We start from the raw sequence: 22990 nt of genomic DNA, 5'->3' as shown, positions 1-22990 counted from the left end.
TGCCCCCGATAGCGGTGCACCAGTGATAGATCAGGTGACTGACACACCGCCATCGGGGGCAAGCCCCCTCCCACATTGAATCTCCAGTGCTATTAAAAGAGGAGTCATTCATGTCTGGATTCTGGAACCAAGCCTTCGACCTCACCGGCCGTTGCGCGGTGATCACCGGCGGTGCCGCCGGCATCGGCCTGGCCTGCGCCAGCCTGCTGGTCGAACGCGGCGCGCGGGTGGCGCTGCTGGACCGCGACCCGGCGGTGGTGGCCGTGGCCGCCAGCCTCGGCGCCGAGCATCTGGGCATTGCCGTCGACCTCAGCCAGATCGACCAGGCGCAACACAGCGTCGACCGGGTTTTCGCCCACTTCCAACGCCTCGATTACCTGATCAACAGCGCCGGCGTGGCCTTGCTGGACAAGGCCATCGACGTCAGCGAAAGCGCCTGGGACACCACCCTCGACATCAACCTCAAGGCCAGCTTCTTCGTCGCCCAGGCCTGCGCCCGGCACATGCTCGCCCAGGGCGGCGGGCGCATCGTCAACCTGGCCTCCCAGGCCGCGGTGATCGGCCTGGACCGGCATGTCGCGTATTGCGCGAGCAAAGCGGCCATCGTCGGCATGACCAAGGTATTGGCCATGGAATGGGCGCCACAGATCAACGTCAACGCCATCTCCCCCACCATCGTCGAGACCGCGCTGGGCAAGCAGGCCTGGGCCGGCGAAGTCGGCGAACGGGCCAAATTGCAGATCCCGGCGGGCCGCTTTGCCCAGCCGGAAGAAATCGCCGGGCTGGCGCTGTACCTGCTCAGCGACGCGGCACAAATGGTCACCGGCGCCAACATGGTGATCGACGGCGGCTACAGCATTCAATAATTCATCTATTTGTCGTGAGGTTTTGTCATGTCCACCGTTACCGAACGCACGCCCGAGCAACTCACCCCGATCATCCCGAAAACCATGCAGGCCGTGGTCTGCCATGGCCCGGAAGACTACCGCCTGGAAACCGTCGACGTGCCCACCCCCGGCCCCGATGAAATCCTCACCAAGGTCGAGCTGTGCGGCATTTGCATGGGCGACATCAAGACCTATCGCGGCGCCCCGTCGTTCTGGGGCGACGCCGAGCAACCGCGCTACGTCAAGCCGCCGATGATCCCCGGCCACGAATTCGTCTGCCGCGTGGTAGCCCTCGGCCCCGGCGCGGAAAAGCGCGGGGTGAAGGTCGGCGACCGGGTGATCTCGGAACAGATCGTGCCGTGCTGGGGTTGCCGCTTCTGCAACCACGGCCAGTACTGGATGTGCCAGAAACACGACCTGTATGGCTTCCAGAACAATGTGCAGGGCGCCATGGCGCAGTACATGATCTTCACCAAGGAAGGCATCATCCATAAGGTGCCGGACTCGATTGCGCCGGACGAGGCGATCCTGATCGAACCGCTGGCCTGCTCGCTGCACGCGGCGGAGCGCGCCAATGTGGATTTCGACGACGTGGTGGTGGTCGCCGGCGCCGGTACGCTGGGCCTGGGGATCATCGGCGCGGTACGCATGCGCAATCCGAAAAAGCTGATCGTGCTCGACATGAAACCCGAACGCGCCGCCCTCGCCCTGCGCATGGGCGCCGACGAAGTGTGGAACCCGGCCGAGGTGGACGTGCTGGCGAAGATCCGCGCAATCACCGACGGCTACGGCTGCGACATCTATATCGAAGCCACCGGTCATCACAAGGCCGTCAACCAGGGCCTGGCGATGCTGCGCAAACTCGGGCGTTTCGTTGAGTTCAGCGTGTTCAACGACGAGGCCACGGTGGATTGGTCGATCATCGGCGACCGCAAGGAACTGGACATCCTCGGCTCGCACCTGGGGCCGTACATGTACCCGCGCGCCATCGACTTTATCGGCAACCGCAAGATCGACATGCGTGACGTGGTGACCCACAAGTTCGCCCTGGCGGACTTCAAGGAAGCGTTTGCGGTGATGGAACGAGGCGACAAATCACTCAAGGTCGTCCTCGAACCCTAAGCACACCACACTAAACAGCTGTGACCCCTTAAAACAAGAACACAGGAACCCGCGTTATGAATCGAGTCATCAACGATCCGGACCACGTGGTCGAGGACATGCTGCGCGGCATCCTGGTCGCGCATCCGCAATTGCGCCAGTACGAAACCAATCCACGGGTCATCGTCAAAGCCAAACCGTCGGGCCAAGGCCGCGTCGGCATCGTCACCGGCGGCGGCTCGGGCCATGAGCCGGCCTTCCTCGGCTACGTCGGTCCCGGCCTGGTCGACGCCGTGGCCGTCGGCGAGATTTTTTCCTCGCCCACCGCCAAGAGCTTCTTCGATGCGTTCCGCGCCGCCGACCACGGCGCTGGCGTGGCCTGCCTGTACGGCAACTATGCCGGCGACAACATGAACGTGAAGCTGGCGATGAAAATGGCCGCCAGCAAAGACATGCGTATCCGCACCGTGGTCGCCAACGACGACGTGGCGTCCGCGCCCAAGGCCGAGATCGCCAAGCGGCGCGGCGTGGCCGGGGAAATCTTCATGTGGAAGATCGGCGGTGCCGCCGCTGCCCAGCACTACGACCTGGACGGTGTGATCCGCGTCACCCAGAAAGCCGTCGACCATTGCCGCTCGATCGGCATCGGCCTCACCCCCTGCACCATTGCCGCCGTGGGCAAGCCGAACTTCGAGATTGCGGACGGCCAGATGGAACTGGGCATCGGCCATCACGGCGAACCGGGCATCGAAGTCATCCCGATCGAACCCGCCGCCGCCATGGCCGAGCGCATGCTCGCGCCGATCCTCGCCGACCGCGACTTCAGCCAGGACGACAGCGTGGTGGTGCTGGTCTCCGGCCTCGGCGCCACGCCGGTGATGGAGCTGTATATTTTCTACGCCGAGGTGGAACGCCAACTCACCGCCAAGGGTTTGAAAATCCACCGTTGCTACGTGGGCAACTACTTCACGTCCCTGGAAATGATGGGCGTGACCCTGACCCTGCTCGGCCTCGACACCGAGCTGAAAACCCTGATCGACCAACCCTGCCGTTCCATCGGCATGACCCAGGCGGAGTGAACCATGAGCGAGCATTTTTCCACCCGCGACGGCAGCGCCATCGTCGCCGACCTGGTCAGCGTGATCGTGGCCAACCGTGAGTACCTCAGCGAAATCGACGGCGCGATTGGCGACGGCGACCACGGCATCAACATGGCCAAGGGGTTCGCCCATTGCGGGCGTGCGATCGAAGGCCGCCAACTGAGCCTGGCCGAAGCCCTGGACGAACTGACCCTGAGCCTGATGGAAGGCATCGGCGGCTCCATGGGGCCGTTGTACGGCAGCCTGTTTATCGGCATGGCCGATGAAGTGCGCGGCTGCGAAGACATCGACGCGGCCACCTTCGCTCACCTGCTGCGCGGCGGCCTGACCTCGTTGCAGGACATCACCGAGGCCGGCGTGGGTGACAAGTGCCTGATGGACACCTTGATCCCGGCGGTCGAAGCGTTCGAGCGGGCCCATGCGCAGGGGGCGTCCTTCGGCGATGCGCTCGACGCGATGAAAACCGCCGCCTCACAGGGGCGCGACTCGACCAAGGACCTGGTGGCCAAGATCGGCCGCGCCAGCCGCCTGGGCGAACGCTCACTGGGCGTGCTGGATGCCGGCGCGGTGTCGTGCTGCCTGATCCTCACCCGCCTGGCCGATTCCGTGCAGCCGCGGCTGGTGTAACGCTTCAGGCTGGCGCTTGTTTGACCTGCTGGATATACCGCGCCACCGCCGGCGCTTGCTCGAAGCGCCGGTGAATCAACGACAGCCACGACGCCGCCTCACTGCCCTGGATACTGCGATAGACCACGCCCGGCAGACTCACATGCCCGACCACCGATGCCGGCACCACGGCCACGCCCTGCCCCAACGACACCAATGCCACCACCGCGACCAACCCGCCCGGCTGCGGCCCCAGGCGCGGCGCATAACCGCCTTGGGCGGCGACGTGCAACGTGCCGCTGATCTGCTCCGGCAGGATAAACGTCTCGTTTTGCAGATGCTCGCAACAGATGCCCTTCAAGCCCAGTAACCAGGAATCCTGGGGCAGCGCCAGCACGAAACCTTCGCGGTGCAGGCGTACCGCCTCCACGCCGTCGGGCAACGTCATCGGCGAACGGATGTAGCCTATGTCGTAGCGCCCATCCGCCACCGCGCCGGGCAAGGTCGCCATCGCACATTCGCGCACGTTCACGCTGACGTCGGGAAACGCCTGGCTGAACCCGTGCATTTGTCGCTGCAACAACCCGGAATACACCGCCGAAGCCACGTAGCCCAATTCGATGTGGCCGGTCTCGCCACGCCCGGCACGCTGGGCACTGCGCTGGGCAAATTCGAATTGACGCACGGTGGCTTCAGCCTCGACCAGCAACGCGGCGCCGGCTTCGGTCAGGCTGACTTCGCGCTGCTGACGGATAAACAAGCGCGTGCCCAGGCTGGTTTCCATGTCCTGGATCTGCCGGCTCAAGGTCGGCGGGGCGATGCCCAACTGCTCGGCGGCGCGAGTGAAGTTGCGCTGTCGGGCCACGGCCAGGAAGTAGCGAAAATGGCGGATGTCCATACGAGGATTAGCTCAAAGGTAATGAAGTGCTTCGCCGTGGCTAACAAAGGCAGCAGCGTGCGGGGATAAGCTCAAGGTACTTCAACAGTAGAGAGCCCTTGCGATGTCCGTCAACTGCCTTTTCCATATTGCCTGTAGGGTAATTACAGCATGAGCCGGGTCAGTCCACGCCTGACACTGCTGACCGCTTCCGGCGTCTGCTCGCTGATCGTGCTCGACACCAATATCGTCGCCGTCACCCTGCCGAGTATCGCCCGCGACCTGGGGGCCAACTTCGCGGATATCGAGTGGGTGGTCAGCGCCTATATGCTCGCCTTCGCCGCGCTGTTGTTGCCCGCCGGCAGCGTCGCCGACCGCTTCGGCCGCAAGAGGAGCCTGATCTGGGGCCTGGGTATTTTCATCCTCGCCTCCCTCGGCTGCGGCGCCGCGCCCAGCGCGCTGTGGCTGGATATCGCGCGCGCCGTCAAAGGCGTCGGCGCCGCGCTGCTGCTCACCTCGGCGCTCGCCTCCATTGGCCACACCTTCCACGACGAAGTGGAACGGGCCAAGGCCTGGGCGTTCTGGGGCGCGTGCATGGGCGTGGCAATGACCGCCGCACCGCCCCTCGGCGGCTTGATCACCGAGTACCTGGGCTGGCGCTGGATTTTCTACCTCAACCTGCCGGTGGGCCTGGGGTTGATGGCGCTGGTGCTGCACGCCATCCCCGAGTCCCGCGATACCCTGGCTGCGCGGCTCGACCCGTGGGGCAGCCTGGCGTTCAGCGCCAGCCTGCTGTGTTTGATCTGGGGGTTGATCGAGGCCAACCGCATCGGCTGGGACAACCCGCTGACCTACGCGCGCCTGCTCGGTGGCGGGTTGCTCCTGGGCGTGTTCGTGCTGGTCGAGCGGCTGCAGCAGCGGCCGATGGTCGACCTGCAACTGTTCCGTCACCCGCGCTTTATCGGCGCCCTGCTGGGCATGTTCGCCTACGCCGGCTGCGCCCAGGTGATGATGACGTTGCTGCCGTTTTACCTGCAGAACGGCCTGGGCTTTTCGGCGATTGCCTCGGGCCTGGGCATGCTGCCGTTCGCGCTGACAATGCTGATTGGCCCACGGATCGGCGCACGCCTGGCGCGACGCTTGGCGCCGGCGACCATGATGGCCAGCGGTTTGACCCTCGTCGGCTGCGGCAACCTGTTGAGCGCCTGGGCGCTGAATGTCGGCGGCTACCTGCCCTTCGCCCTGGCGATTGCAGTCACCGGGGCCGGTGCCGGTTTGCTCAACGGTGATACGCAGAAAAACATCATGGCCTGCGTGCCACGGGAGCGTGCGGGGATGGCCTCGGGCATGAGCACCACCATGCGCTTCAGCGCGATCATGTTGGCGATTGGCGTGTATGGGGCACTGCTGAGCAGCCACAGCGAACAGTTGTTGCGCGCAAGTATCGACCCGCAATGGCAGGCGCAGGTGGCGGGAATCGCTTCGCGGGTGGTGGCGGGTGATATGCCGGCGGCGCTGAACCTGGTGCCCGAGGCGGCGCGGGTGAGGCTGCAACCGCTGGCGCGGCAGGCATTTGTGGACGGGTTCAGCGGGGTGTTGTGGGTGGCAGGGTTATTGGGATTGCTCGGAGCGTTGGTGGTGGGGAGGCTGATGCGCAAGCCGATACCCACACCGAACTAAATGTGGGAGGGAGCAAGCTCCCTCCCACAGGTATTACCTATACCCCAAAAAGGCTTACCAGAACCGCTGCTGGGTCAACCGGCTCCACCAGGTCAGCAGCACGCGGTCCACCGAACCGCTGGCCGCCAGGCCCACGCGCTCTTGCAGGCTCTTGCGCTCAGAGTAATGCAGGTGGAATACCTCGGCGGTCTTGGCCTTGGTGGCCAGGTATTCGTCGCTGGTTTGCAGCTCGTCGACCAGTTGCTTGTCGAGGGCTGCAACACCCAGCCACACTTCCCCGGTCGCCACTTCGTCGATCGCCAGCTGCGGGCGATAGCGCGACACGAAGTTCTTGAACAACTGGTGGGTGATGTCCAGGTCTTCCTGGAACTTCTCCCGGCCCTTCTCGGTGTTTTCGCCAAACACGGTGAGGGTGCGTTTGTATTCGCCGGCGGTCAGCACTTCAAAGTCGATATCGTGCTTTTTCAACAGGCGGTTGACGTTGGGCAACTGCGCCACCACCCCGATGGAACCGAGGATCGCGAACGGTGCGCTGATGATCTTCTCGCCAATGCACGCCATCATGTAGCCGCCGCTGGCCGCGACCTTGTCGATGCACACGGTCAACGGCACGCCCGCCTGGCGAATCCGCGCCAGTTGCGACGACGCCAACCCGTAGCTGTGAACCATGCCGCCGCCGCTTTCCAGGCGCAGCACCACTTCGTCCTTGGGCGTGGCCAGGCTCAGCAAGCCAGTGATTTCATGACGCAGGCTCTCGGTGGCAGAGGCCTTGATGTCGCCGTCGAAGTCGAGCACGAACACCCGTGGCTTGGCCTCGGGTTTCTTTTTGCTGTTCTTCTTTTCGGCTTTGCTTTCAGACTTGCGCAGGGCCTTGAGCTGATCCTTGTCGAGCACGGTCGATTCAAGGCGCTCGCGCAGGCCTTTGTAGAAATCATTCAGCTTGCTGACCTGCAACTGGCCAGCCGATTTGCGACGACCTTTGCTGCGCAGTGCCGCGAAGCTGATCAGTACCACCAGAATCGCGACCACCAGGGTGACGGTCTTCGCCAGAAAGCTCGCGTATTCAGCCAAAAAATCCATGTGTCTCCTTAACAATGCACGGCGCCAGGCGCGGATCGCCCAAGCATACCGACGGGACCGCCGGGGAGCCAGTGCTCAAACCGCCAGCAGGCAGGCGCTCTAACACGCTTTTAAAACAAGCGTATGTTTTTTCATTGACAGCTCGCAGGCATCCTCATAACCTCGCCAGACTTTCAACGTACCGGGAAAACGGACGTGGGCAGCATCTATCTGATTCGACATGGCCAGGCCTCCTTCGGTGCAGACGACTATGACGTCCTGTCGCCCGTCGGCGTGGAACAAGCGCAAATCCTCGGTCGCCACCTGGCAGACATGGGCGTGACGTTCGACCGCTGCGTCGCCGGCGACCTGCGCCGCCAGCAGCACACCGCCACGGCCGCGTTCGATCAATACAGCGCCCTCGGCCTGGCGGTTCCAGCCCTGGAAGTCGACAGCGCCTTCAACGAATTCGACGCCGACGCGATCATCCGCGCCCTGCTCCCCGACCTGCTCACCCGCGAACCCGACGCCCTGGACATCCTGCGCAACGCCGCGCAGAACCGCAGCGAGTTCCAGCGCATCTTCGCCCTGATCATCGAGCGCTGGGTGGCCGGCACTTACGATACGCCGGGGCTGGAAAGCTGGCTGGGGTTTGTCGAGCGCGTCCAGGGTGGCCTGCAGCGTCTGCTGGAAGCGGCCGACAACACGCACAAGATCGCCGTGTTCACCTCCGGCGGCACTATTACTGCCCTGCTCCACCTGATTACCCGGATGCCGGTCGCCCAGGCCTTCGAACTGAACTGGCAAATTGTTAACACCTCGCTCAACCAGCTGAAATTCCGCGGTCGCGAGGTGGCACTGGCTTCCTTCAACAGTCATACCCACTTGCAACTGTTGAAGGCGCCGCAGCTCATCACTTTCCGATGAAGTGCGGCCAACCGTGACCCCAAGGTCGCTGGACTCTACCCTAAAGGATCGAAACCATGACTGACGTAGCTAAAGCCGTAGAAGCAATGAAAGCCAAATTCAACCCAGCCGCTGCTGCCGGCCTGGACCTGGTATTCGGTTTCTGTATCGATGACAGCGAACACTTCTCGCTGATCGTCAAAGACGGCACCTGTGAACTGCAGAAAGGCGAAAACCCAGACGCCCTGGTGACCCTGGTCATGAACGGCGAAACACTGAAAGGCATCGTCAGCGGCGAAACCGACGGCATGCAGGCCTTCATGAACGGCAACCTGCGCACCGAAGGCGACATGATGCTGGCGATGAAGCTGAGCGATCTGTTCCCTTCCTGAGAACGCTGGCTGTAACGCACGCATTGAAACGACAAATCCCGCCAATGGCGGGATTTGTCGTTTCTCGGCCGGCGATCAGCGGCGTCGACTTTCTTGAACTGCTCCAAATCTGGTGGGGGATGGCAGCGTTCGCCATGTTCTACATCCCTGTAAAAGTCGGGGCGGCGAATTTACCCGATTCAAGGCATGGACGGTACATGCAACAGCAACGCCACCAACGCACTCCACCCCGTCTGGTGTGACGCCCCCAACCCGCGCCCGGTCTCCCCATGGAAATACTCATGGAACAACACCAGATCACGACTGGCCGGGTCCGCCTCCAACTGCGCATACCCGGCCATCGACGGACGCAGGCCATTGTCATCCCTGAGGACCAATCGGCTCAGACGCTGGCTGAGGCTGTCGGCGACTTCCTCCAGAGACGACAGATAACCACTGCCCGTCGGGTACTCCACCGAGAAGTTATCCGCGTAGTACCGATGAAACTCGCGCAACGATTCGATCAGCATGTAATTCACCGGCATCCACAACGGCCCGCGCCAGTTGGAATTGCCGCCGTACAGACGCGAATCGGACTCACCGGGTTGGTAGCGCGCGCACAACGTGTCGCCGTTCATCTTCAGCGCCAGGGGCTGCTCGGCAAAGGCCTTGGACATTGAGCGCACGCCAAACGCCGAAAGAAACTCATCGTCATCCAGCATGCGCCGCAGCAAGTCCTTGGTGCGCTCGCCGCGCAATAACGCCAGCAACAGGCGATTGCCCTGCCCCGGTTCGTTCCAGCGCGAGACCAGCTTGGCCAGGTCCGGCCGGTGGTGCATGAAGCCCAACAACCGCTCACGCAAGCCTTCGAGGCCCTCATGCTCGCGCTGTTCCAGCACCAGCACGGCGAACAGCGGCATCAGGCCGACGATGGAACGCAGGCGCACCGGTTCGTTCTGACCGTCGGGACGGTGCAGTACGTCGTAGAAGAACAGGTCCTGTTCGTCCCACAGGCCCTCGGCGCTGTCGTCGACACGGTTGATCGCGCCAGCGATATACAGGAAGTGCTCGAAAAACTTCACCGCGATATCGACGTACACGACATTGCGCTTGGCCAGTTCCAGCGCGATACGCATCAGGTCCAGCGCATACGCCGCCACCCACGCCGTGCCGTCGGCCTGATCCAGTTGGTAGCCCGGCGGCAGCGCGGCCGAGCGGTCGAACAAGGCGATATTGTCCAGGCCGAGGAACCCACCCTGAAACAGGTTGCGCCCTTCGGCATCCTTGCGGTTGACCCACCAGGAGAAATTCAACAGCAACTTGTGGAAGATCCGCTCCAGGAAATCCATGTCGCCGACGCCGGTCAACGCCTTGTCCTGCTGATACACCCGCCAACAGGCCCAGGCATGCACCGGCGGGTTGGCGTCGTCGAAGCGCCATTCATAGGCCGGCAACTGGCCGTTGGGGTGCATGAAGCGGTCCTTCACCAGCAGCAACAGTTGTTGCTTGGCATACCCCGGATCGATCAGCGCCATGGCCACCGCCTGAAAGCCCTGGTCCCAGGAGGCGTACCACGGGTATTCCCAGGTGTCGGGCATGGAGAGGATGTCGAAGTTGGACAGGTGCCGCCAATGGCTATTGCGCCGTTGCAGGCGTTCGGGCGGCGGCGCGGGTTGGGTCGGGTCGCCGTCGAGCCATTGGTTCACGTCGAAATAATAGAGCTGCTTGGACCACAGCAAACCGGCCAGGGCCTGGCGCTGCACATTGCGCGCATCGGCATCGGCGATACCCTGTTGCAACGCGGCGTAGAAGTCATCGGCTTCCTGGCGGCGCTGTTCAAACAGCTTGCGCGCATTGACCTCGGGCGCGTCCTTGGGCGCAAAGCGCAGATACACGACTTTGCGCTCCAGGCCCGCCAACTCCAGGATGAAACGCGCGGCCGCCTTGGTGCCGCTGTCGCGGCGAATCGCGGTTTCCTGCCCCGCCACCACGTAATCGTTGATCCCATCCTTGAACGGCCCCGGCGCCGGTTGCCCGTCCAGCTTGGGGGCGTTGCTTTCATTTTCGCAGAACAGCCATTCGACGCCGTCCTGGCCCCAGGCGCTGAGGTGGCGGTCCGGCAATTCATGATGCCGCGCCAGCACGCGCTCGCCGTCCAGCCGCAACTGCGGTTTCGGCGCGCCGACGGTCCAGCTCCAATCATTGCGCGCCCACACCTGCGGCAGCACTTGCAGGCGTGTCGGCTGGTCGGAGCGGTTGTGGACGCTGACGCGCATGAAGATATCGTCGGGCTGGTGCTTGGCGTATTCGACGCTGACGTCGCAATACCGGTTGTCTTCGAACACGCCGGTATCGAGGATTTCGTACTCGGCGTCCGCCAGCCCGCGCTGGGCGTTTTCGGCGATCAGGTCGGCGTAGGGAAACGCCGCGTGGGGATATTTGTAGAGCATACGCATGTAGGCATGACTCGGCACACCGTCGACGAAAAAGTACAGTTCCTTGACGTCCTCACCGTGGTTGCCCTCGGCGTTGTTCAGGCCGAACAGGCGCTCCTTGATGATCGCGTCATGCTCGTTCCACAGCGCCAGGCCCAGGCACCAGCGTTGCGCCTTGTCACTGAACCCGGCCAGGCCATCCTCGCCCCAGCGGTAAGCGCGGCTGCGCGCCTGTTCGTGCGGGAAGTAACGCCAGGCATCGCCGTCGGCGCTGTAGTCCTCGCGCACCGTGCCCCATTGGCGTTCGCTCAGGTACGGGCCCCACTCACGCCAGCACTCGGCGGAATCGGCGGCCAGGCGCTGGCCTTCAGTGGTTTGCACAATAGTGGCGCTCATCCAATCCTCCCTCAGCCATCGCGTAAGGCCAGTGTAGAACCCATTCCCGGCGGGATGCACATGAAGACGGTTTTACCCCACTCATTCGTTTGCAGAATGAAGTCCAGAGGAATCTTCGTTTGCGCGGGCCTGCGGCGCCCAACAGAATCGGGGGTAACGGCATTCATTACTCTTACCGCAGCCAGGAATTTTTCTATGCCCAGCACCGCGTTTATCAGCCCCGACGACATCCGCAAAGGCTTTTCCAAGGCCATGTCCGACATGTACCGCGATGAAGTGCCCCTGTACGGCGCGCTGATGGAGCTGGTGGCCGACATCAACCGCCGCGTGCTCGACGCCGACCCGAGCCTGGCGCAACAGCTGCAACGGACCGGCGAAATCCAGCGCCTGGACATGGAACGCCACGGCGCCATTCGCCTGGGTACCGCCGCCGAACTGGCGACCATCCGCCGCCTGTTCGCGGTGATGGGCATGCAACCGGTGGGCTACTACGACCTGACCCCGGCCGGCGTGCCAGTGCATTCCACCGCATTTCGCGCCGTGCATGAATGCGCGCTGCAAACCAGCCCGTTCCGCGTATTCACCTCGTTGCTGCGCCTGGAACTGATCGAGAACCCCGAACTGCGCGCCTTCGCCGAAGCCGCCCTGGCCAAGCGTTCGATCTTCACCTCCGGCGCCCTCGCCCTGATCGAACAAGCGGAACGCGATGGCGGCCTCAACGCTGACGACGCCGAGGCATTCATCCGCCAGGCCCTGGAAACCTTCCGCTGGCACCACACCGCCACCGTCACCGCCGCGCAGTACCGGCAACTGAGCGACCAGCATCGCCTGATCGCCGACGTGGTGGCCTTCAAGGGCCCGCACATCAACCACCTGACCCCGCGCACCCTGGATATCGACCAGGTCCAGGCCGCCATGCCCGGCAAAGGCATCACCCCCAAAGCCGTGATCGAAGGCCCGCCGCGCCGCCACTGCCCGATCCTGCTGCGCCAGACCAGCTTCAAGGCCCTCGACGAAACCATCGCCTTCACCGACGCCCAAGGCAGCCACAGCGCGCGTTTCGGCGAAATCGAACAACGCGGCGTCGCCCTCACACCCAAAGGCCGCACGCTGTACGACCAACTGCTGAATGCCGCCCGCGACGCACTCGGCGCCTTCCCCAACGAAGCCAACGCCGCGCATTACATGCACTTGATGGAACAGCACTTCCAGGCCTTCCCGGACGACCACACACAAATGCGCGAACAAGGCCTGGCCTACTTCCGCTACTTCGCCACCGACAAAGGCCTCGCGGCACGCGGCCAAGCCGACCAACCGCGCACGCTGGACGCGCTGATCGCCGCCGGTCACGTCGATGTAGAACCGCTGGTGTATGAGGATTTTCTGCCGGTGAGTGCCGCGGGGATTTTCCAGTCGAACCTGGGGGATGCAGCGCAAAGTCACTACACAGCCAACTCGAACCAGGCCGAATTCGAACAGGCACTGGGGCGCAAGACCCTTGATGAGTTGGCGCTGTATGCCGAGACGCAACAACGCTCGATGGATGAATGCACTCACACGCTACTGGCCTGAAACAAACTGCCCGCCCGGCTCAGCAGCGCAATCCTCGCGCCCTATAACCCCCCAGAGCCGGGTGGACGGCGGACATCATAAGTATCGGAGGGAAGGATGTCGTTCAGCCAAATCTGAAAAAATGTGCAAGGGAGCGACTGACGCGCTCCCTGCGGGGTGAATGGATCGCGCGCTTTACTCCAGCAAACCCTTGATCTCATCTTTAACCAACAAGCGTTTTTCCTTTAACTTCTTCAGTTCCTCATCGCTGCCGGCCGCCTTTTCAGCGCTCACCACCAGTTCGTCGACGGCGTTGTATTTATCAAACAGCGCGTTCAGACGCGGATTTTTCGCCCGGTGTCCATCGACTTCGTCCTTGCTCAAACCCAAGTCCTGATACAGGTCGTGTTTCACTGGCATGGCCTACCTCCGCAAGTTGATCAATGATTACGCCCTTGAAGCTAGCCCATTCCAGGGGGTCTTGTCATGTTTGCGGGCAAACCAGTTCCGTTCGTCGCTACACCGGCGATGGAATCAAACCTTTGCCGCGCCCTGCCCTCCACTGTAGATCGCTACCCGAGGGAGACCGGTTTCATGAATCACGCCGCCACCGCTGTCGACACCCAATGCATCAACACCCTGCGCACCCTGGCCATGGATGCCGTGCAGAAGGCCAATTCCGGCCACCCCGGCACGCCCATGGGCCTGGCGCCGGTGGGGTATACGCTGTGGAGTCGCTTCCTGCGTTATCACCCGGAGCATCCCGACTGGCCCAACCGCGACCGTTTTGTGTTGTCGGTGGGGCATGCATCGATGCTGCTGTATTCGTTGCTGCACCTGGCCGGCGTGGTCGAGATCGATGCCCAGGGCCAGCGCTCGGGGCTGCCGGCGATCAGCCTGGACGATATCCAGCAGTTCCGGCAGATGGGTTCCAAGACCCCAGGCCACCCCGAGTACCGCATGACCACCGGCGTAGAAACCACCACCGGCCCCCTCGGCCAGGGGTGCGCCAACAGCGTCGGCATGGCCATGGCCGGGCGCTGGCTGGGCGAGCGCTTCAACCGCGACGGCCAGGTGCTGTTCGACTACAACGTCTACACCCTGTGCGGCGACGGCGACATGATGGAAGGCATCAGCAGCGAAGCCGCCTCCCTGGCCGGGCATTTGCGGTTGGACAACCTGTGCTGGATCTATGACAACAACACCATCAGCATCGAAGGCCACACCGAACTGGCCTTCAGCGAGGACGTGATCCAGCGCTTCCAGGCCTATGGCTGGCACACCTTGCATGTGACCGATGCCAACGATCTGAGTGCTCTGAGCACGGCGCTGGAAACCTTCCAGCGCAATACCGGTGCGCCGACCCTGATCGTGGTCGACAGCGTGATCGGCTACGGCTCGCCGCACAAACACAACACCGCCGCCGCCCATGGCGAGCCACTGGGCGAGGCGGAGATCCGCCTGACCAAGGCCGCGTATGGCTGGCCGGAAGACGCCAGCTTTCTGGTGCCCGAGGAGGCGCGCACGGTGTTGCGTGATGCATTGCACGCGCGCGCCGAGCCGTTGTACCGACAGTGGCAGCAAACCCTGGCGTCCCTCGACCCGCAACTGGCCGACGAACTGCAACGCATGCGCGCCGGGAACATGCCCGAGCAATGGCAGGCTGAACTGCCCAGCTTCGACCCCGACGCCAAGGGCGTGGCCAGCCGTGCCGCCGGCGGCGCGGTGCTGAATGCCTTCGCCCGGCAGATTCCCTGGCTGCTGGGCGGCTCGGCGGATTTGTCGCCGTCGACCAAAACCAACCTGACCTTCGACGGCGCCGGACGTTTCAGTGCCGACGACTACAGCGGACGCAACCTGCACTTCGGCATCCGTGAACATGCCATGGGGGCGATCGCCAATGGCATGGCGCTGTCCTACCTGCGCCCGTACACCTCGACGTTCCTGGTGTTCAGCGACTACATGAAGCCGCCGATCCGCCTCGCGGCAATCATGGAATTGCCGGTGGTGTTCGTGTTTACCCATGACTCGATCGGCGTCGGCGAAGACGGCCCGACACACCAGCCGATCGAACACCTGAGCCAACTGCGCGCCACGCCGGGGTTGCTGACCCTGCGTCCCGGCGACGCGAATGAAACCCTGGAACTGTGGAAGGTTGCCCTGGCCCAGACTCACCGGCCGAGCTGCATGGTGTTGTCGCGCCAACCGCTGCCGACTCTGGACCGCACGCAGTACGCAGCCGCGTCCGGTGCCGCCCAGGGAGCCTATGTGCTGGCCGGCGCCGCACACCCCGAGGTCATCCTGCTGGCAACCGGCAGCGAAGTCAGCCTGGCGGTGGCGGCGTATGAACAGCTCAAAGGCGAAGGCATTGCCGCGCAGGTGGTCTCGATGCCCAGCTGGGAGCTGTTCGAAGAGCAGCCCACCGCCTACCGCGACAGCGTACTGCCGCCAGCGGTGACCGCGCGGGTGGTGGTGGAACAGGCCGGCCCCTTGGGCTGGGACCGCTATGTCGGACAGACCGGCGCCAAAGTGGTGATGAACAGCTTTGGCGCATCGGCGCCCCTGGCCAAGTTGCAGGAGAAGTTCGGGTTTACCGTGGAGAATGTGGTGAAGCTGGCCAAGCAACAGATCCAACGGCAGGAACATTGATCACAACGGTGACTGACACTCCGCTATCGGGGGCAAGCCCCCTCCCACATTGACCGCATTCCCTTGGTTGATCGGCGGGGTTAGTGGCATTTGCTCATGCTCGGGTGCCGGCGGTGAGCCCCACTCTCCCATGTGGGAGGGGGCTTGCCCCCGATAGCGGTGCATCAGTCACTGCATGAGTACCTGAACCACTGAAGTGCGCCCCATTGATGGTCAGACCAGCTCTCGGGCGAGAAACGGCGCGGTGCGGCTTTTCTTGCTCTTCGCCACCTGTCGCGGCGTGCCGCTGGCAACCACCTTGCCGCCCAGGTCCCCAGCGCCCGGCCCGATATCGATCACCCAGTCACTCTGGGCCACCACGCGCATTTCATGCTCCACCACAACCACCGTATGCCCGGCGTCGACCAGATGGTTCAGCTGGCGGAGCAAGCGGTCCACATCCCGTGGGTGCAGGCCGGTCGTCGGCTCGTCCAGCACATACAAGGTGGCGCCCCGGGCATTGCGTTGCAGTTCGGTGGCCAGCTTGATGCGCTGCGCTTCGCCCCCGGACAGTTCCGTCGCCGGTTGGCCGAGGCGCAGATAGCCCAGGCCGATGTCGCGCAGCACCAGCAACGACCGCAGCACCCCCGGCTGCTCGGCGAACACCGCCACCGCCTGCTCGACGGTCAAACCGAGCACTTGGGCAATGTTCAAACCTTGCCATTGGATCGCCAGGGTCTCGGGGTTGTAGCGCGCCCCGTGGCAGGTCGGGCACGGCGCGTACACGCTGGGCATGAACAGCAACTCAACGCTGACGAACCCTTCGCCCTCGCAATTCGCGCAGCGGCCCTTGGCGACATTGAAAGAAAACTGCCCCGCATCGTAATCACGCTGCTTCGCGGCCGGTGTGGCAGCGAACAGTTTGCGCACGTTGTCGAACAGCCCGGTGTAGGTCGCCAGGTTGGAGCGCGGGGTGCGGCCGATGGGTTTCTGGTCCACCTGCACCAGCCGGTGAATCCGTTCCAGCCCGGCGCTGATGCACCCGCCGCTGGTGGGCGGGGCATCGTCTTCCAGGCTCGGTTCGTCGTCGCTTTCCGGCACGCGGCCGAGGCCGCTGCCCACCAACTCCAGCAGCGCCTGGCTGACCAGGCTGGATTTGCCCGAGCCGGAAATACCGGTCACCGCAGTGAAGCAACCCAGCGGGAAATCGACACTCAAATCCTTGAGATTATTACGTGTGACGCCCTCCAGGCTCAGCCAGCCGGTCGGTTCGCGGCGCCGGGGATTGGCCGGGCGCCGTTCGGCAAACAGATACTCACGGGTCTGCGACGCTTCAACCTGCGCCAAACCCGCCGGCGGTCCGCTGTACAGCACTTGCCCGCCGTGTTCACCGGCCGCCGGGCCGACGTCGATCAGCCAGTCGGCGCGGCGCATGGTTTCCAGGTCGTGCTCCACCACAAACAACGAATTGCCGGCGGCTTTCAAACGCGCCAGCGCAGTGAACAGTGCCTCGCCATCCGCCGGGTGCAGCCCCGCCGACGGCTCATCCAACACATAGATCACGCCAAACAACTGCGAGCCCAGTTGCGTAGCCAGGCGCAAGCGCTGCAACTCGCCGGACGACAAGGTCGGCGTGCTGCGCTCCAGGGACAGATAGCCCAGCCCCAGCTCGGTCAGGGTGCTGACCCGCTCGAGCAGATCCTCGGCGATGCGCTGGGCAGCCAGGCGCTTTTCCAGCGACAGTTTCATCGTGTCCTGCCCCGCCGCCACCGGCCGCAGCAGCTCGGCCAATTGAGTCAGCGACAGTTGCGAGAGTTCGCCGATGTCCACCCCGGCAAACTTCACCGACAACGCCGCCTGGGTCAGCCGCTTGCCGTCGCACAACGGGCAGGCGCTGCCCTGCATGAACTGCGCGACACGCTTTTTCATCAGCGCACTTTGGGTGTGGCTGAAGGTGTGCAGGATATAGCGCCGCGCGCCGCTGAACGTGCCCTGGTAGCTCGGCTCCAGCTTGCGTTTCAGCGCCTCGCGGGTCTGCTCCGGGGTGAAACCGGCGTACACCGGCACGGTCGGGGTTTCTTCGGTAAACAGGATCCAGTCGCGCTGCTTTTTCGGCAAATCACGCCACGGGATGTCGACGTCATAGCCCAGGGTCACCAGGATGTCGCGCAGGTTCTGGCCTTGCCACGCCAAGGGCCAGGACGCGACCGCACGCTGGCGGATGGTCAGCGAGGGATCGGGCACCATCAGCGCCTCGGTCACCTCATACACGCGGCCCAGGCCGTGGCATTGCGGGCAGGCGCCCTGGGGCAGGTTCGGCGAAAAATCCTCGGCATACAGCATCGCCTGCCCCGGCGGATAACTGCCGGCGCGCGAATAGAGCATGCGGATCAGGCTGGACAACGTCGTGACACTGCCCACCGACGAACGCGCACTCGGCGTGCCGCGCTGTTGTTGCAGGGCCACGGCAGGCGGCAGGCCTTCGATGGAGTCCACATCGGGCACGCCGACCTGATCGATCAGGCGTCGCGCATAGGGCGCCACCGATTCGAAATAGCGCCGCTGGGCCTCGGCATACACCGTGGAAAAAGCCAGGGACGACTTGCCGGAACCCGACACGCCGGTAAACACCACCAGGGCATCCCGCGGGATATCCACATCGACGTTACGCAAGTTATGTTCGCGAGCGCCGCGAACCCGGACGAACCCAAGGTGTTGGGTGGTGATCTGAGGGATGTTGCGCGATGAAGTCATGGTCAACCTTGTGGCGCGGCAAGCACGCGGCGCACCCGATGCGTCTGGGTTTCGGGGTTATAGGGCTTGCTCAGCAGATGAATGTCGGGCTCAGCAGGTGCGGGATTTCGTTTCATTGCATATAGCTTATCCACGCAGGCCGGGGCAACTGCGCTCAGTGAAAATCCCGGCTGCGCACAGCGATGCCTTGCAGCAACGGCGACAGGTCGGTGAGGCGCCCGGCGATCAGGTGCCGCACCTCGCCCACCGCCTCCCAGCGCCCGTCCACCTTGAGCAGGCGCGAGCCGACCAGGGCCTGGCGCTGACGTTCTGCCAGGTCGCGCCAGACCACCACATTCAGGTTGCCGAATTCATCCTCCAAGGTGACAAAGGTCACACCGCTGGCGGTGCCGGGGCGCTGGCGACCGGTCACCAGGCCGGCGACGCTGACAGTGCGGCCATGCTCCACCGCCATCAGCTCACGGGAACTGCGGCAGCGCCGTTTGCGCAATTCATCGCGCAACAACGCCAATGGATGCGGGCCCAGGGTGGTGCCGAGCGTGGCGTAATCGGCCTGCAGGTCTTCGCCCACCGTGGGTGTCGGCAACTCCACCCGCGCTTCGTCGGGGCTGGGCAGGCCGGCGAACAGCCCGAGTTGTTTGTGTACCCCCGCCACTTCCCAGCGCGCCGTGTGCCGGTTGCCGGCCAACGCCCGCAAGGCTCCGGCATCCGCCAGCAAGGCTTGGGCGCGGGGATCCAGCCCGGCGCGTCGGTCGAGGTCGGCAATGTCGCTGAATGCACGGTGCTCGCGCGCCGCTTCGATCCGTCGCCCATCCTCTTCGCGAAACCCCGCGATCATGCGCAACCCCAGGCGAATCGCCGGTTGCGCGCCGGTGATGGGTTCCAGGCTGCAATCCCAGTCACTGGCCTGCACATCCACCGGGCGGATCTGCAAACGATGGCGCCGCGCGTCCTGCAGGATCTGGTCCGGGCTGTAGAACCCCATGGGCCAACTGTTGATCAACGCACAGGCGAAGGCCGCCGGTTCATGGCATTTGAGCCAGCAACTGGCGTAGGTCAACAAGGCAAAACTGGCGGCGTGGGATTCCGGAAAGCCATAGCTGCCAAAACCCTTGATCTGCTCGAAGATCTGCGCGGCGAAGGCTTCGCTGTAGCCGTTTTTGAGCATGCCGGTGCGCAAGCGTTGCTGGTGCGGTTCAAGGCCGCCGTGACGCTTCCAGGCCGCCATGGAACGGCGCAACTGATCAGCTTCGCCAGGGCTGTAATCGGCAGCAACCATGGCGATCTGCATCACCTGTTCCTGGAACAACGGCACGCCGAGGGTGCGTTCGAGCACCGCTTCAAGCTGCGGCGACGGATAGGTGGTGGGCTCCTCTTTGTTCCGCCGCCGCAGGTACGGATGCACCATGCCGCCCTGGATCGGCCCCGGGCGCACGATGGCGACTTCAATCACCAGGTCGTAAAAGGTCTGCGGCTTGAGCCTGGGCAACATCGACATCTGCGCCCGCGACTCGATCTGGAACACGCCGAGGGTGTCGGCCTTGCTGATCATTGCGTAGGTGGCCGGGTCTTCCTTGGGGATCGTCGCCAGGCACAGGTCGTGGCCACGGTGGCGACGCAGCAGGTCGAAACAGCGGCGGATCGCGCTGAGCATGCCCAGGGCGAGGATATCCACCTTGAGCAGGCCGACGGCGTCGAGGTCGTCCTTGTCCCACTGGATGATGGTGCGCTCGGCCATCGCCGCATTTTCCACCGGCACCAGGGTGTCCAGCGGGTGTTCGGAAATCACGAAGCCGCCGGGGTGCTGGGACAGGTGCCGGGGGAAGCCGATCAGTTGCTGGGTCAGCGCGAGTATGCGGCGCAGCACCGGGCTGTCGGGGTCGAAACCGCCCTCGCGCAGGCGTTCCAGGGGTGGCGCTTGGTCACTCCAGCGCCCGCAGCACTCGGCCAGGGCATTGACTTGGTCCGGCGGCAAACCCAGGGCCTTGGCCACATCGCGCACCGCGCCGGCACCGTGGTAGCTGCTGACCACCGCCGTCAGTGCTGCGCGGGTGCGGCCGTAGCGCTGGAATACGTATTGCAGCACCTCTTCGCGGCGTTCGTGCTCGAAGTCGACGTCGATGTCCGGCGGCTCGTTACGCTCCCGGGACAGGAAGCGCTCGAACAGCATGTTCATCAGGCTCGGGTTGATCTCGGTGATGCCCAAGGCAAAACACACCGCCGAGTTGGCCGCCGAACCCCGGCCCTGGCACAGGATCGAACGGCTGCGGGCAAAGCGCACGATGTCATGCACCGTGAGGAAATAGCTTTCATAGCCCAGCTCGCTGATCAGTTCCAGCTCGCGGTCGATCTGCTGCAAGGTCTTGGCGTCGACCCCTTGCGGCCAGCGCCGGGCGATGCCTTCTTCGGTGACGGCGCGCAGCCAGGATCGGGCGTCATGGCCGGCGGGCACCAGCTCACGCGGATAGTGGTAGCGCAGTTGGCTGAGGTCGAAGGTGCAACGGCGCGCGATGGCCAGTGTTTCGTCGAGCAACGACGGCGGATACAACGCCTGTAACGCCGACAGGCTGCGCAGATGCCGCTCGCCATTGGGATGCAGGCGCGTGCCGGCTTCGGCCACCGGTACGTGATGGCGGATGGCGGTCATGGTGTCTTGCAGGGCGCGGCGGCCGCGGGCATGCATATGCACATCGCCGCAGGCCACCGCCGGGAGCTGCAGGCTGGCGGCCAGTGCCAGGCGTTGCTCCAGGTGACGCGCATCGTCCTGCCCGCAATGCAGATGCACCGCCAGCCACAGGCGCTCGGCGAAGGTACGGCGCAGCCATTGGATCGAGGCCTGGGTGTCGTTGTCTTCGGCAATCCAGAGCGCCAACAGGCCGGGCAGCGGTTGGTCGAAGTCTTCTGGCAGCAGGCGATAACGGCCCTTCTCCGCCCGTCGTCGGGCCAGGGTGATCAAGCGGCACAGGTGCTGGTAGCCGCTGAGGTCTTCCACCAGCAGTAGCAGTTTCGGGCCGTTTTCGACGCGCATCTCACTGCCGATGATCAGCGGCAAACCCACCGCTTTCGCCGCCTGCCAGGCGCGCACGATGCCGGCCAGGGTGCATTCGTCAGTGATCGCCAGGGCGCTGTAGCCCTCGCGCTTGGCCCGCTCGAACAACTCCAGCGCCGTGGAGGCGCCGCGCTGGAAGCTGAAGTTGGACAGGCAATGCAGCTCGGCGTAACTCATGCGAACCAGCCTTGCAGCCACAACCCGTCGCATTGCCCCACGGTGCGGTAGGCCCAGCCTTGCTGGCCGGCGCGGGTCTGGATCAGGTAATAGTCGCGGCGGATATCGGCGCCATCCCACCAGCCCGATTCGATGCGCTCCGGGCCCTTCAGGATCTGCACGCCCGCCTCGGCCAGCAAGGTCGGCTCGGCGAGCAGCCAGCCGGGGCGTTGCACGTTGTTCAAAGTGGGGCACGGGTTTTTATCGGTCGCCGCTTGCCAGGCACATTCGGGGCGGTGGTCGGCGTGAAAGCGCAGGCCGTGTACCGCCTCATCGCCAAGCCGGGCGCGCAGGCGTTCGCGCAGTTGCGCCCAGGGCAGGGTCTGTTGCGGGCGGTCGTCGAACAGGTCCTGGCGTTGCGGCACGAACACCGGCAGGTCCTGGGCCACCAGGCGAACACCGCGCACGGGGGACGTCACTTGCACCTGCTCCAGACGCCCGCGGGCCAGTTCGAACAGCATCGGCGCTTCACGCTCGGCGCTGAGCAGGCCGACCGGGATCACGCTGTCGGGGGCCTGGGCGTGCTCCAGGTGCAGGGCGAAACGCTGGACGCCACTGTCGCGGCCACAGAGGAAGGCGGACAGGTCGCCGGTCAGGCGGCGCAGCGGGAATAACAGGGCCTGGTGGGATTGCACGTCGTAGTTCAGCTCGATGCGTACATCGAAGCGGTCCGGCGGCTGATAGAAGCCCAGCGCCAACGGCCGCTGCCCGCTCAGGGCATCCAGATGCTTGAGCAACGCCGCATCGAAGCGCCGCGCCAGGGTGTGCCGGGGCAACGCCTGCACCTGGGCCAGGCTGCGCAAGCCCATCCGCGACAAGGCGATAGCGGCCTGCGGGTCCAGGCCGGCGCGGTCGATGGGCAGTGGCGCCAAGGCCTGCATCAACGCGTGATCATCGGCCACGGCCAGGCCATCGTAGCGGTTCGCCAGCACCCGCGCCGCCGCCGGGTTGGGCGCGGCGACGATGCGATGACGAAAGCCCAGCTCGCTCAGCTCTTTGCGCAGGCGGGCCTCGAAGCGCGGCCAGGGCCCGAACAGGCCCAGGCTCGACTCGATCTCAAACAGCAAGGCGCGCGGGTAAAACACGCTGACCTGGGAACTGAACTGGTAGGCCCAGGCCGCCAGAAACTGCTGCCAGCGTTCGATCTCCACGGGGTCGTATTCGGCGCAGGCAAAGGTTTTGACCAGCGCATGCGCCGCCGTCAGCGATTGACCGGAGCGCAGGCCCAAGGCATGCGCGGCCGCGTTGACGGTTTGCAGGACGCGCCGCTGCGGCGTGCCGGCCAGCAGCGCCAGCGGCTCGTGCGGCGTCGGATGCATACGCTGCACCGCGTCCAGCGCCAATTGCGGGAAGACAATACACACCCAGCGCATG

General features: G+C 64.3%; 16 protein-coding genes. 9 read left to right on the top strand and 7 right to left on the bottom strand.

Annotated elements, in window-relative coordinates; all coding sequences use genetic code 11:
• Nucleotides 1-110 precede the first annotated feature (110 nt).
• Genes C8K66_RS26200 through dhaL form a run of 4 tightly spaced genes read left to right on the top strand, consistent with a single transcriptional unit; the run spans nucleotide 111 to nucleotide 3715 of the window.
• Nucleotides 111-866 carry an SDR family oxidoreductase gene (locus C8K66_RS26200; protein ID WP_108526402.1) on the top strand — a complete coding sequence of 252 codons (756 nt, stop codon included), beginning with the start codon at nucleotides 111-113 and terminating at the stop codon, nucleotides 864-866.
• Nucleotides 867-893: 27 nt separating this feature from the next.
• Complete coding sequence (locus C8K66_RS26195) at nucleotides 894-2009, top strand: alcohol dehydrogenase catalytic domain-containing protein (protein WP_046383106.1); 1116 nt, start codon at nucleotides 894-896, stop codon at nucleotides 2007-2009.
• 56 nt (nucleotides 2010-2065) lie between these two features.
• Entirely contained in the window at nucleotides 2066-3067 is a 1002-nt protein-coding gene (locus C8K66_RS26190) for a dihydroxyacetone kinase subunit DhaK (RefSeq protein ID WP_108526400.1), read from the top strand.
• A 3-nt stretch (nucleotides 3068-3070) separates the two neighbouring features.
• Nucleotides 3071-3715, top strand: a complete 645-nt coding sequence (gene dhaL, locus C8K66_RS26185) for a dihydroxyacetone kinase subunit DhaL (RefSeq protein WP_017846664.1) — start codon at nucleotides 3071-3073, stop codon at nucleotides 3713-3715.
• 4 nt (nucleotides 3716-3719) lie between these two features.
• Here the strand turns inward: dhaL and C8K66_RS26180 are convergent, their stop codons facing one another.
• The gene (locus C8K66_RS26180) at nucleotides 3720-4592 is read right to left on the bottom strand and encodes a LysR family transcriptional regulator (RefSeq protein ID WP_108526398.1); all 873 of its coding nucleotides are present in this window, start codon (nucleotides 4590-4592) and stop codon (nucleotides 3720-3722) included.
• A 150-nt stretch (nucleotides 4593-4742) separates the two neighbouring features.
• On the opposite strand from C8K66_RS26180, the gene C8K66_RS26175 reads away from it, so the two are divergent.
• On the top strand, nucleotides 4743-6251 hold the full coding sequence (locus tag C8K66_RS26175; RefSeq protein ID WP_108526396.1) for an MFS transporter: 1509 nt from the start codon (nucleotides 4743-4745) through the stop codon (nucleotides 6249-6251).
• 54 nt (nucleotides 6252-6305) lie between these two features.
• On the opposite strand, the gene sohB is transcribed toward C8K66_RS26175, so the two are convergent.
• The gene (gene sohB / locus C8K66_RS26170) at nucleotides 6306-7331 is read right to left on the bottom strand and encodes a protease SohB (protein ID WP_046383102.1); all 1026 of its coding nucleotides are present in this window, start codon (nucleotides 7329-7331) and stop codon (nucleotides 6306-6308) included.
• Between the two features lie 195 nt (nucleotides 7332-7526).
• On the opposite strand from sohB, the gene C8K66_RS26165 reads away from it, so the two are divergent.
• Entirely contained in the window at nucleotides 7527-8237 is a 711-nt protein-coding gene (locus C8K66_RS26165; protein ID WP_108526394.1) for a histidine phosphatase family protein, read from the top strand.
• 56 nt (nucleotides 8238-8293) lie between these two features.
• Nucleotides 8294-8608, top strand: coding sequence for an SCP2 sterol-binding domain-containing protein (locus C8K66_RS26160; protein ID WP_108526392.1), 315 nt, complete (start codon nucleotides 8294-8296; stop codon nucleotides 8606-8608).
• 179 nt (nucleotides 8609-8787) lie between these two features.
• Here C8K66_RS26160 and C8K66_RS26155 read toward each other — a convergent pair whose 3' ends face one another.
• Nucleotides 8788-11418: a glucosidase gene (locus tag C8K66_RS26155; protein ID WP_108526390.1), complete on the bottom strand. Its 2631-nt coding sequence runs from the start codon at nucleotides 11416-11418 to the stop codon at nucleotides 8788-8790.
• 195 nt (nucleotides 11419-11613) lie between these two features.
• Here C8K66_RS26155 and C8K66_RS26150 point away from each other — a divergent pair, with 195 nt between their 5' ends.
• The gene (locus C8K66_RS26150) at nucleotides 11614-12990 is read left to right on the top strand and encodes a VOC family protein (protein ID WP_108526388.1); all 1377 of its coding nucleotides are present in this window, start codon (nucleotides 11614-11616) and stop codon (nucleotides 12988-12990) included.
• Between the two features lie 174 nt (nucleotides 12991-13164).
• On the opposite strand, the gene C8K66_RS26145 is transcribed toward C8K66_RS26150, so the two are convergent.
• Nucleotides 13165-13389: a DUF465 domain-containing protein gene (locus C8K66_RS26145; RefSeq protein WP_046383097.1), complete on the bottom strand. Its 225-nt coding sequence runs from the start codon at nucleotides 13387-13389 to the stop codon at nucleotides 13165-13167.
• Nucleotides 13390-13563: 174 nt separating this feature from the next.
• On the opposite strand from C8K66_RS26145, the gene tkt reads away from it, so the two are divergent.
• The gene (gene tkt, locus C8K66_RS26140; protein ID WP_108526386.1) at nucleotides 13564-15618 is read left to right on the top strand and encodes a transketolase; all 2055 of its coding nucleotides are present in this window, start codon (nucleotides 13564-13566) and stop codon (nucleotides 15616-15618) included.
• A gap of 213 nt (nucleotides 15619-15831) precedes the next feature.
• Here tkt and uvrA read toward each other — a convergent pair whose 3' ends face one another.
• From uvrA to C8K66_RS26125, 3 genes are all read right to left on the bottom strand, one after another.
• Nucleotides 15832-18351 carry an excinuclease ABC subunit UvrA gene (gene uvrA / locus C8K66_RS26135; RefSeq protein WP_108526384.1) on the bottom strand — a complete coding sequence of 840 codons (2520 nt, stop codon included), beginning with the start codon at nucleotides 18349-18351 and terminating at the stop codon, nucleotides 15832-15834.
• A 154-nt stretch (nucleotides 18352-18505) separates the two neighbouring features.
• Nucleotides 18506-21598, bottom strand: coding sequence for an error-prone DNA polymerase (locus C8K66_RS26130; protein ID WP_165933342.1), 3093 nt, complete (start codon nucleotides 21596-21598; stop codon nucleotides 18506-18508).
• Nucleotides 21574-22989, bottom strand: a complete 1416-nt coding sequence (locus C8K66_RS26125) for a DNA polymerase Y family protein (RefSeq protein ID WP_057006075.1) — start codon at nucleotides 22987-22989, stop codon at nucleotides 21574-21576. Before C8K66_RS26125 ends, C8K66_RS26130 begins: the two co-directional genes overlap by 25 nt.
• Between the last annotated feature and the right edge of the window lies 1 nt (nucleotide 22990).

It is taken from the genome of Pseudomonas sp. GV105 (assembly GCF_003058185.1).
Classification (GTDB): Bacteria; Pseudomonadota; Gammaproteobacteria; order Pseudomonadales; family Pseudomonadaceae; genus Aquipseudomonas; species Aquipseudomonas veronii.
The sequence above is the reverse complement of the archived record's forward strand: the minus strand, read 5'-3'. Positions and strand labels throughout refer to the sequence as shown.

Bases quoted from the DNA above. Each gene is read 5' to 3' on its own strand.
- C8K66_RS26200 (WP_108526402.1), top strand. From the start codon at position 111: ATGTCTGGATTCTGGAACCAAGCCTTCGACCTCACCGGCCGTTGCGCG.
- C8K66_RS26195 (WP_046383106.1), top strand. From the start codon at position 894: ATGTCCACCGTTACCGAACGCACGCCCGAGCAACTCACCCCGATCATC.
- C8K66_RS26190 (WP_108526400.1), top strand. From the start codon at position 2,066: ATGAATCGAGTCATCAACGATCCGGACCACGTGGTCGAGGACATGCTG.
- dhaL (WP_017846664.1), top strand. From the start codon at position 3,071: ATGAGCGAGCATTTTTCCACCCGCGACGGCAGCGCCATCGTCGCCGAC.
- C8K66_RS26180 (WP_108526398.1), bottom strand. From the start codon at position 4,592: ATGGACATCCGCCATTTTCGCTACTTCCTGGCCGTGGCCCGACAGCGC.
- C8K66_RS26175 (WP_108526396.1), top strand. From the start codon at position 4,743: ATGAGCCGGGTCAGTCCACGCCTGACACTGCTGACCGCTTCCGGCGTC.
- sohB (WP_046383102.1), bottom strand. From the start codon at position 7,331: ATGGATTTTTTGGCTGAATACGCGAGCTTTCTGGCGAAGACCGTCACC.
- C8K66_RS26160 (WP_108526392.1), top strand. From the start codon at position 8,294: ATGACTGACGTAGCTAAAGCCGTAGAAGCAATGAAAGCCAAATTCAAC.
- C8K66_RS26155 (WP_108526390.1), bottom strand. From the start codon at position 11,418: ATGAGCGCCACTATTGTGCAAACCACTGAAGGCCAGCGCCTGGCCGCC.
- C8K66_RS26150 (WP_108526388.1), top strand. From the start codon at position 11,614: ATGCCCAGCACCGCGTTTATCAGCCCCGACGACATCCGCAAAGGCTTT.
- C8K66_RS26145 (WP_046383097.1), bottom strand. From the start codon at position 13,389: ATGCCAGTGAAACACGACCTGTATCAGGACTTGGGTTTGAGCAAGGAC.
- tkt (WP_108526386.1), top strand. From the start codon at position 13,564: ATGAATCACGCCGCCACCGCTGTCGACACCCAATGCATCAACACCCTG.
- uvrA (WP_108526384.1), bottom strand. From the start codon at position 18,351: ATGACTTCATCGCGCAACATCCCTCAGATCACCACCCAACACCTTGGG.
- C8K66_RS26125 (WP_057006075.1), bottom strand. From the start codon at position 22,989: ATGCGCTGGGTGTGTATTGTCTTCCCGCAATTGGCGCTGGACGCGGTG.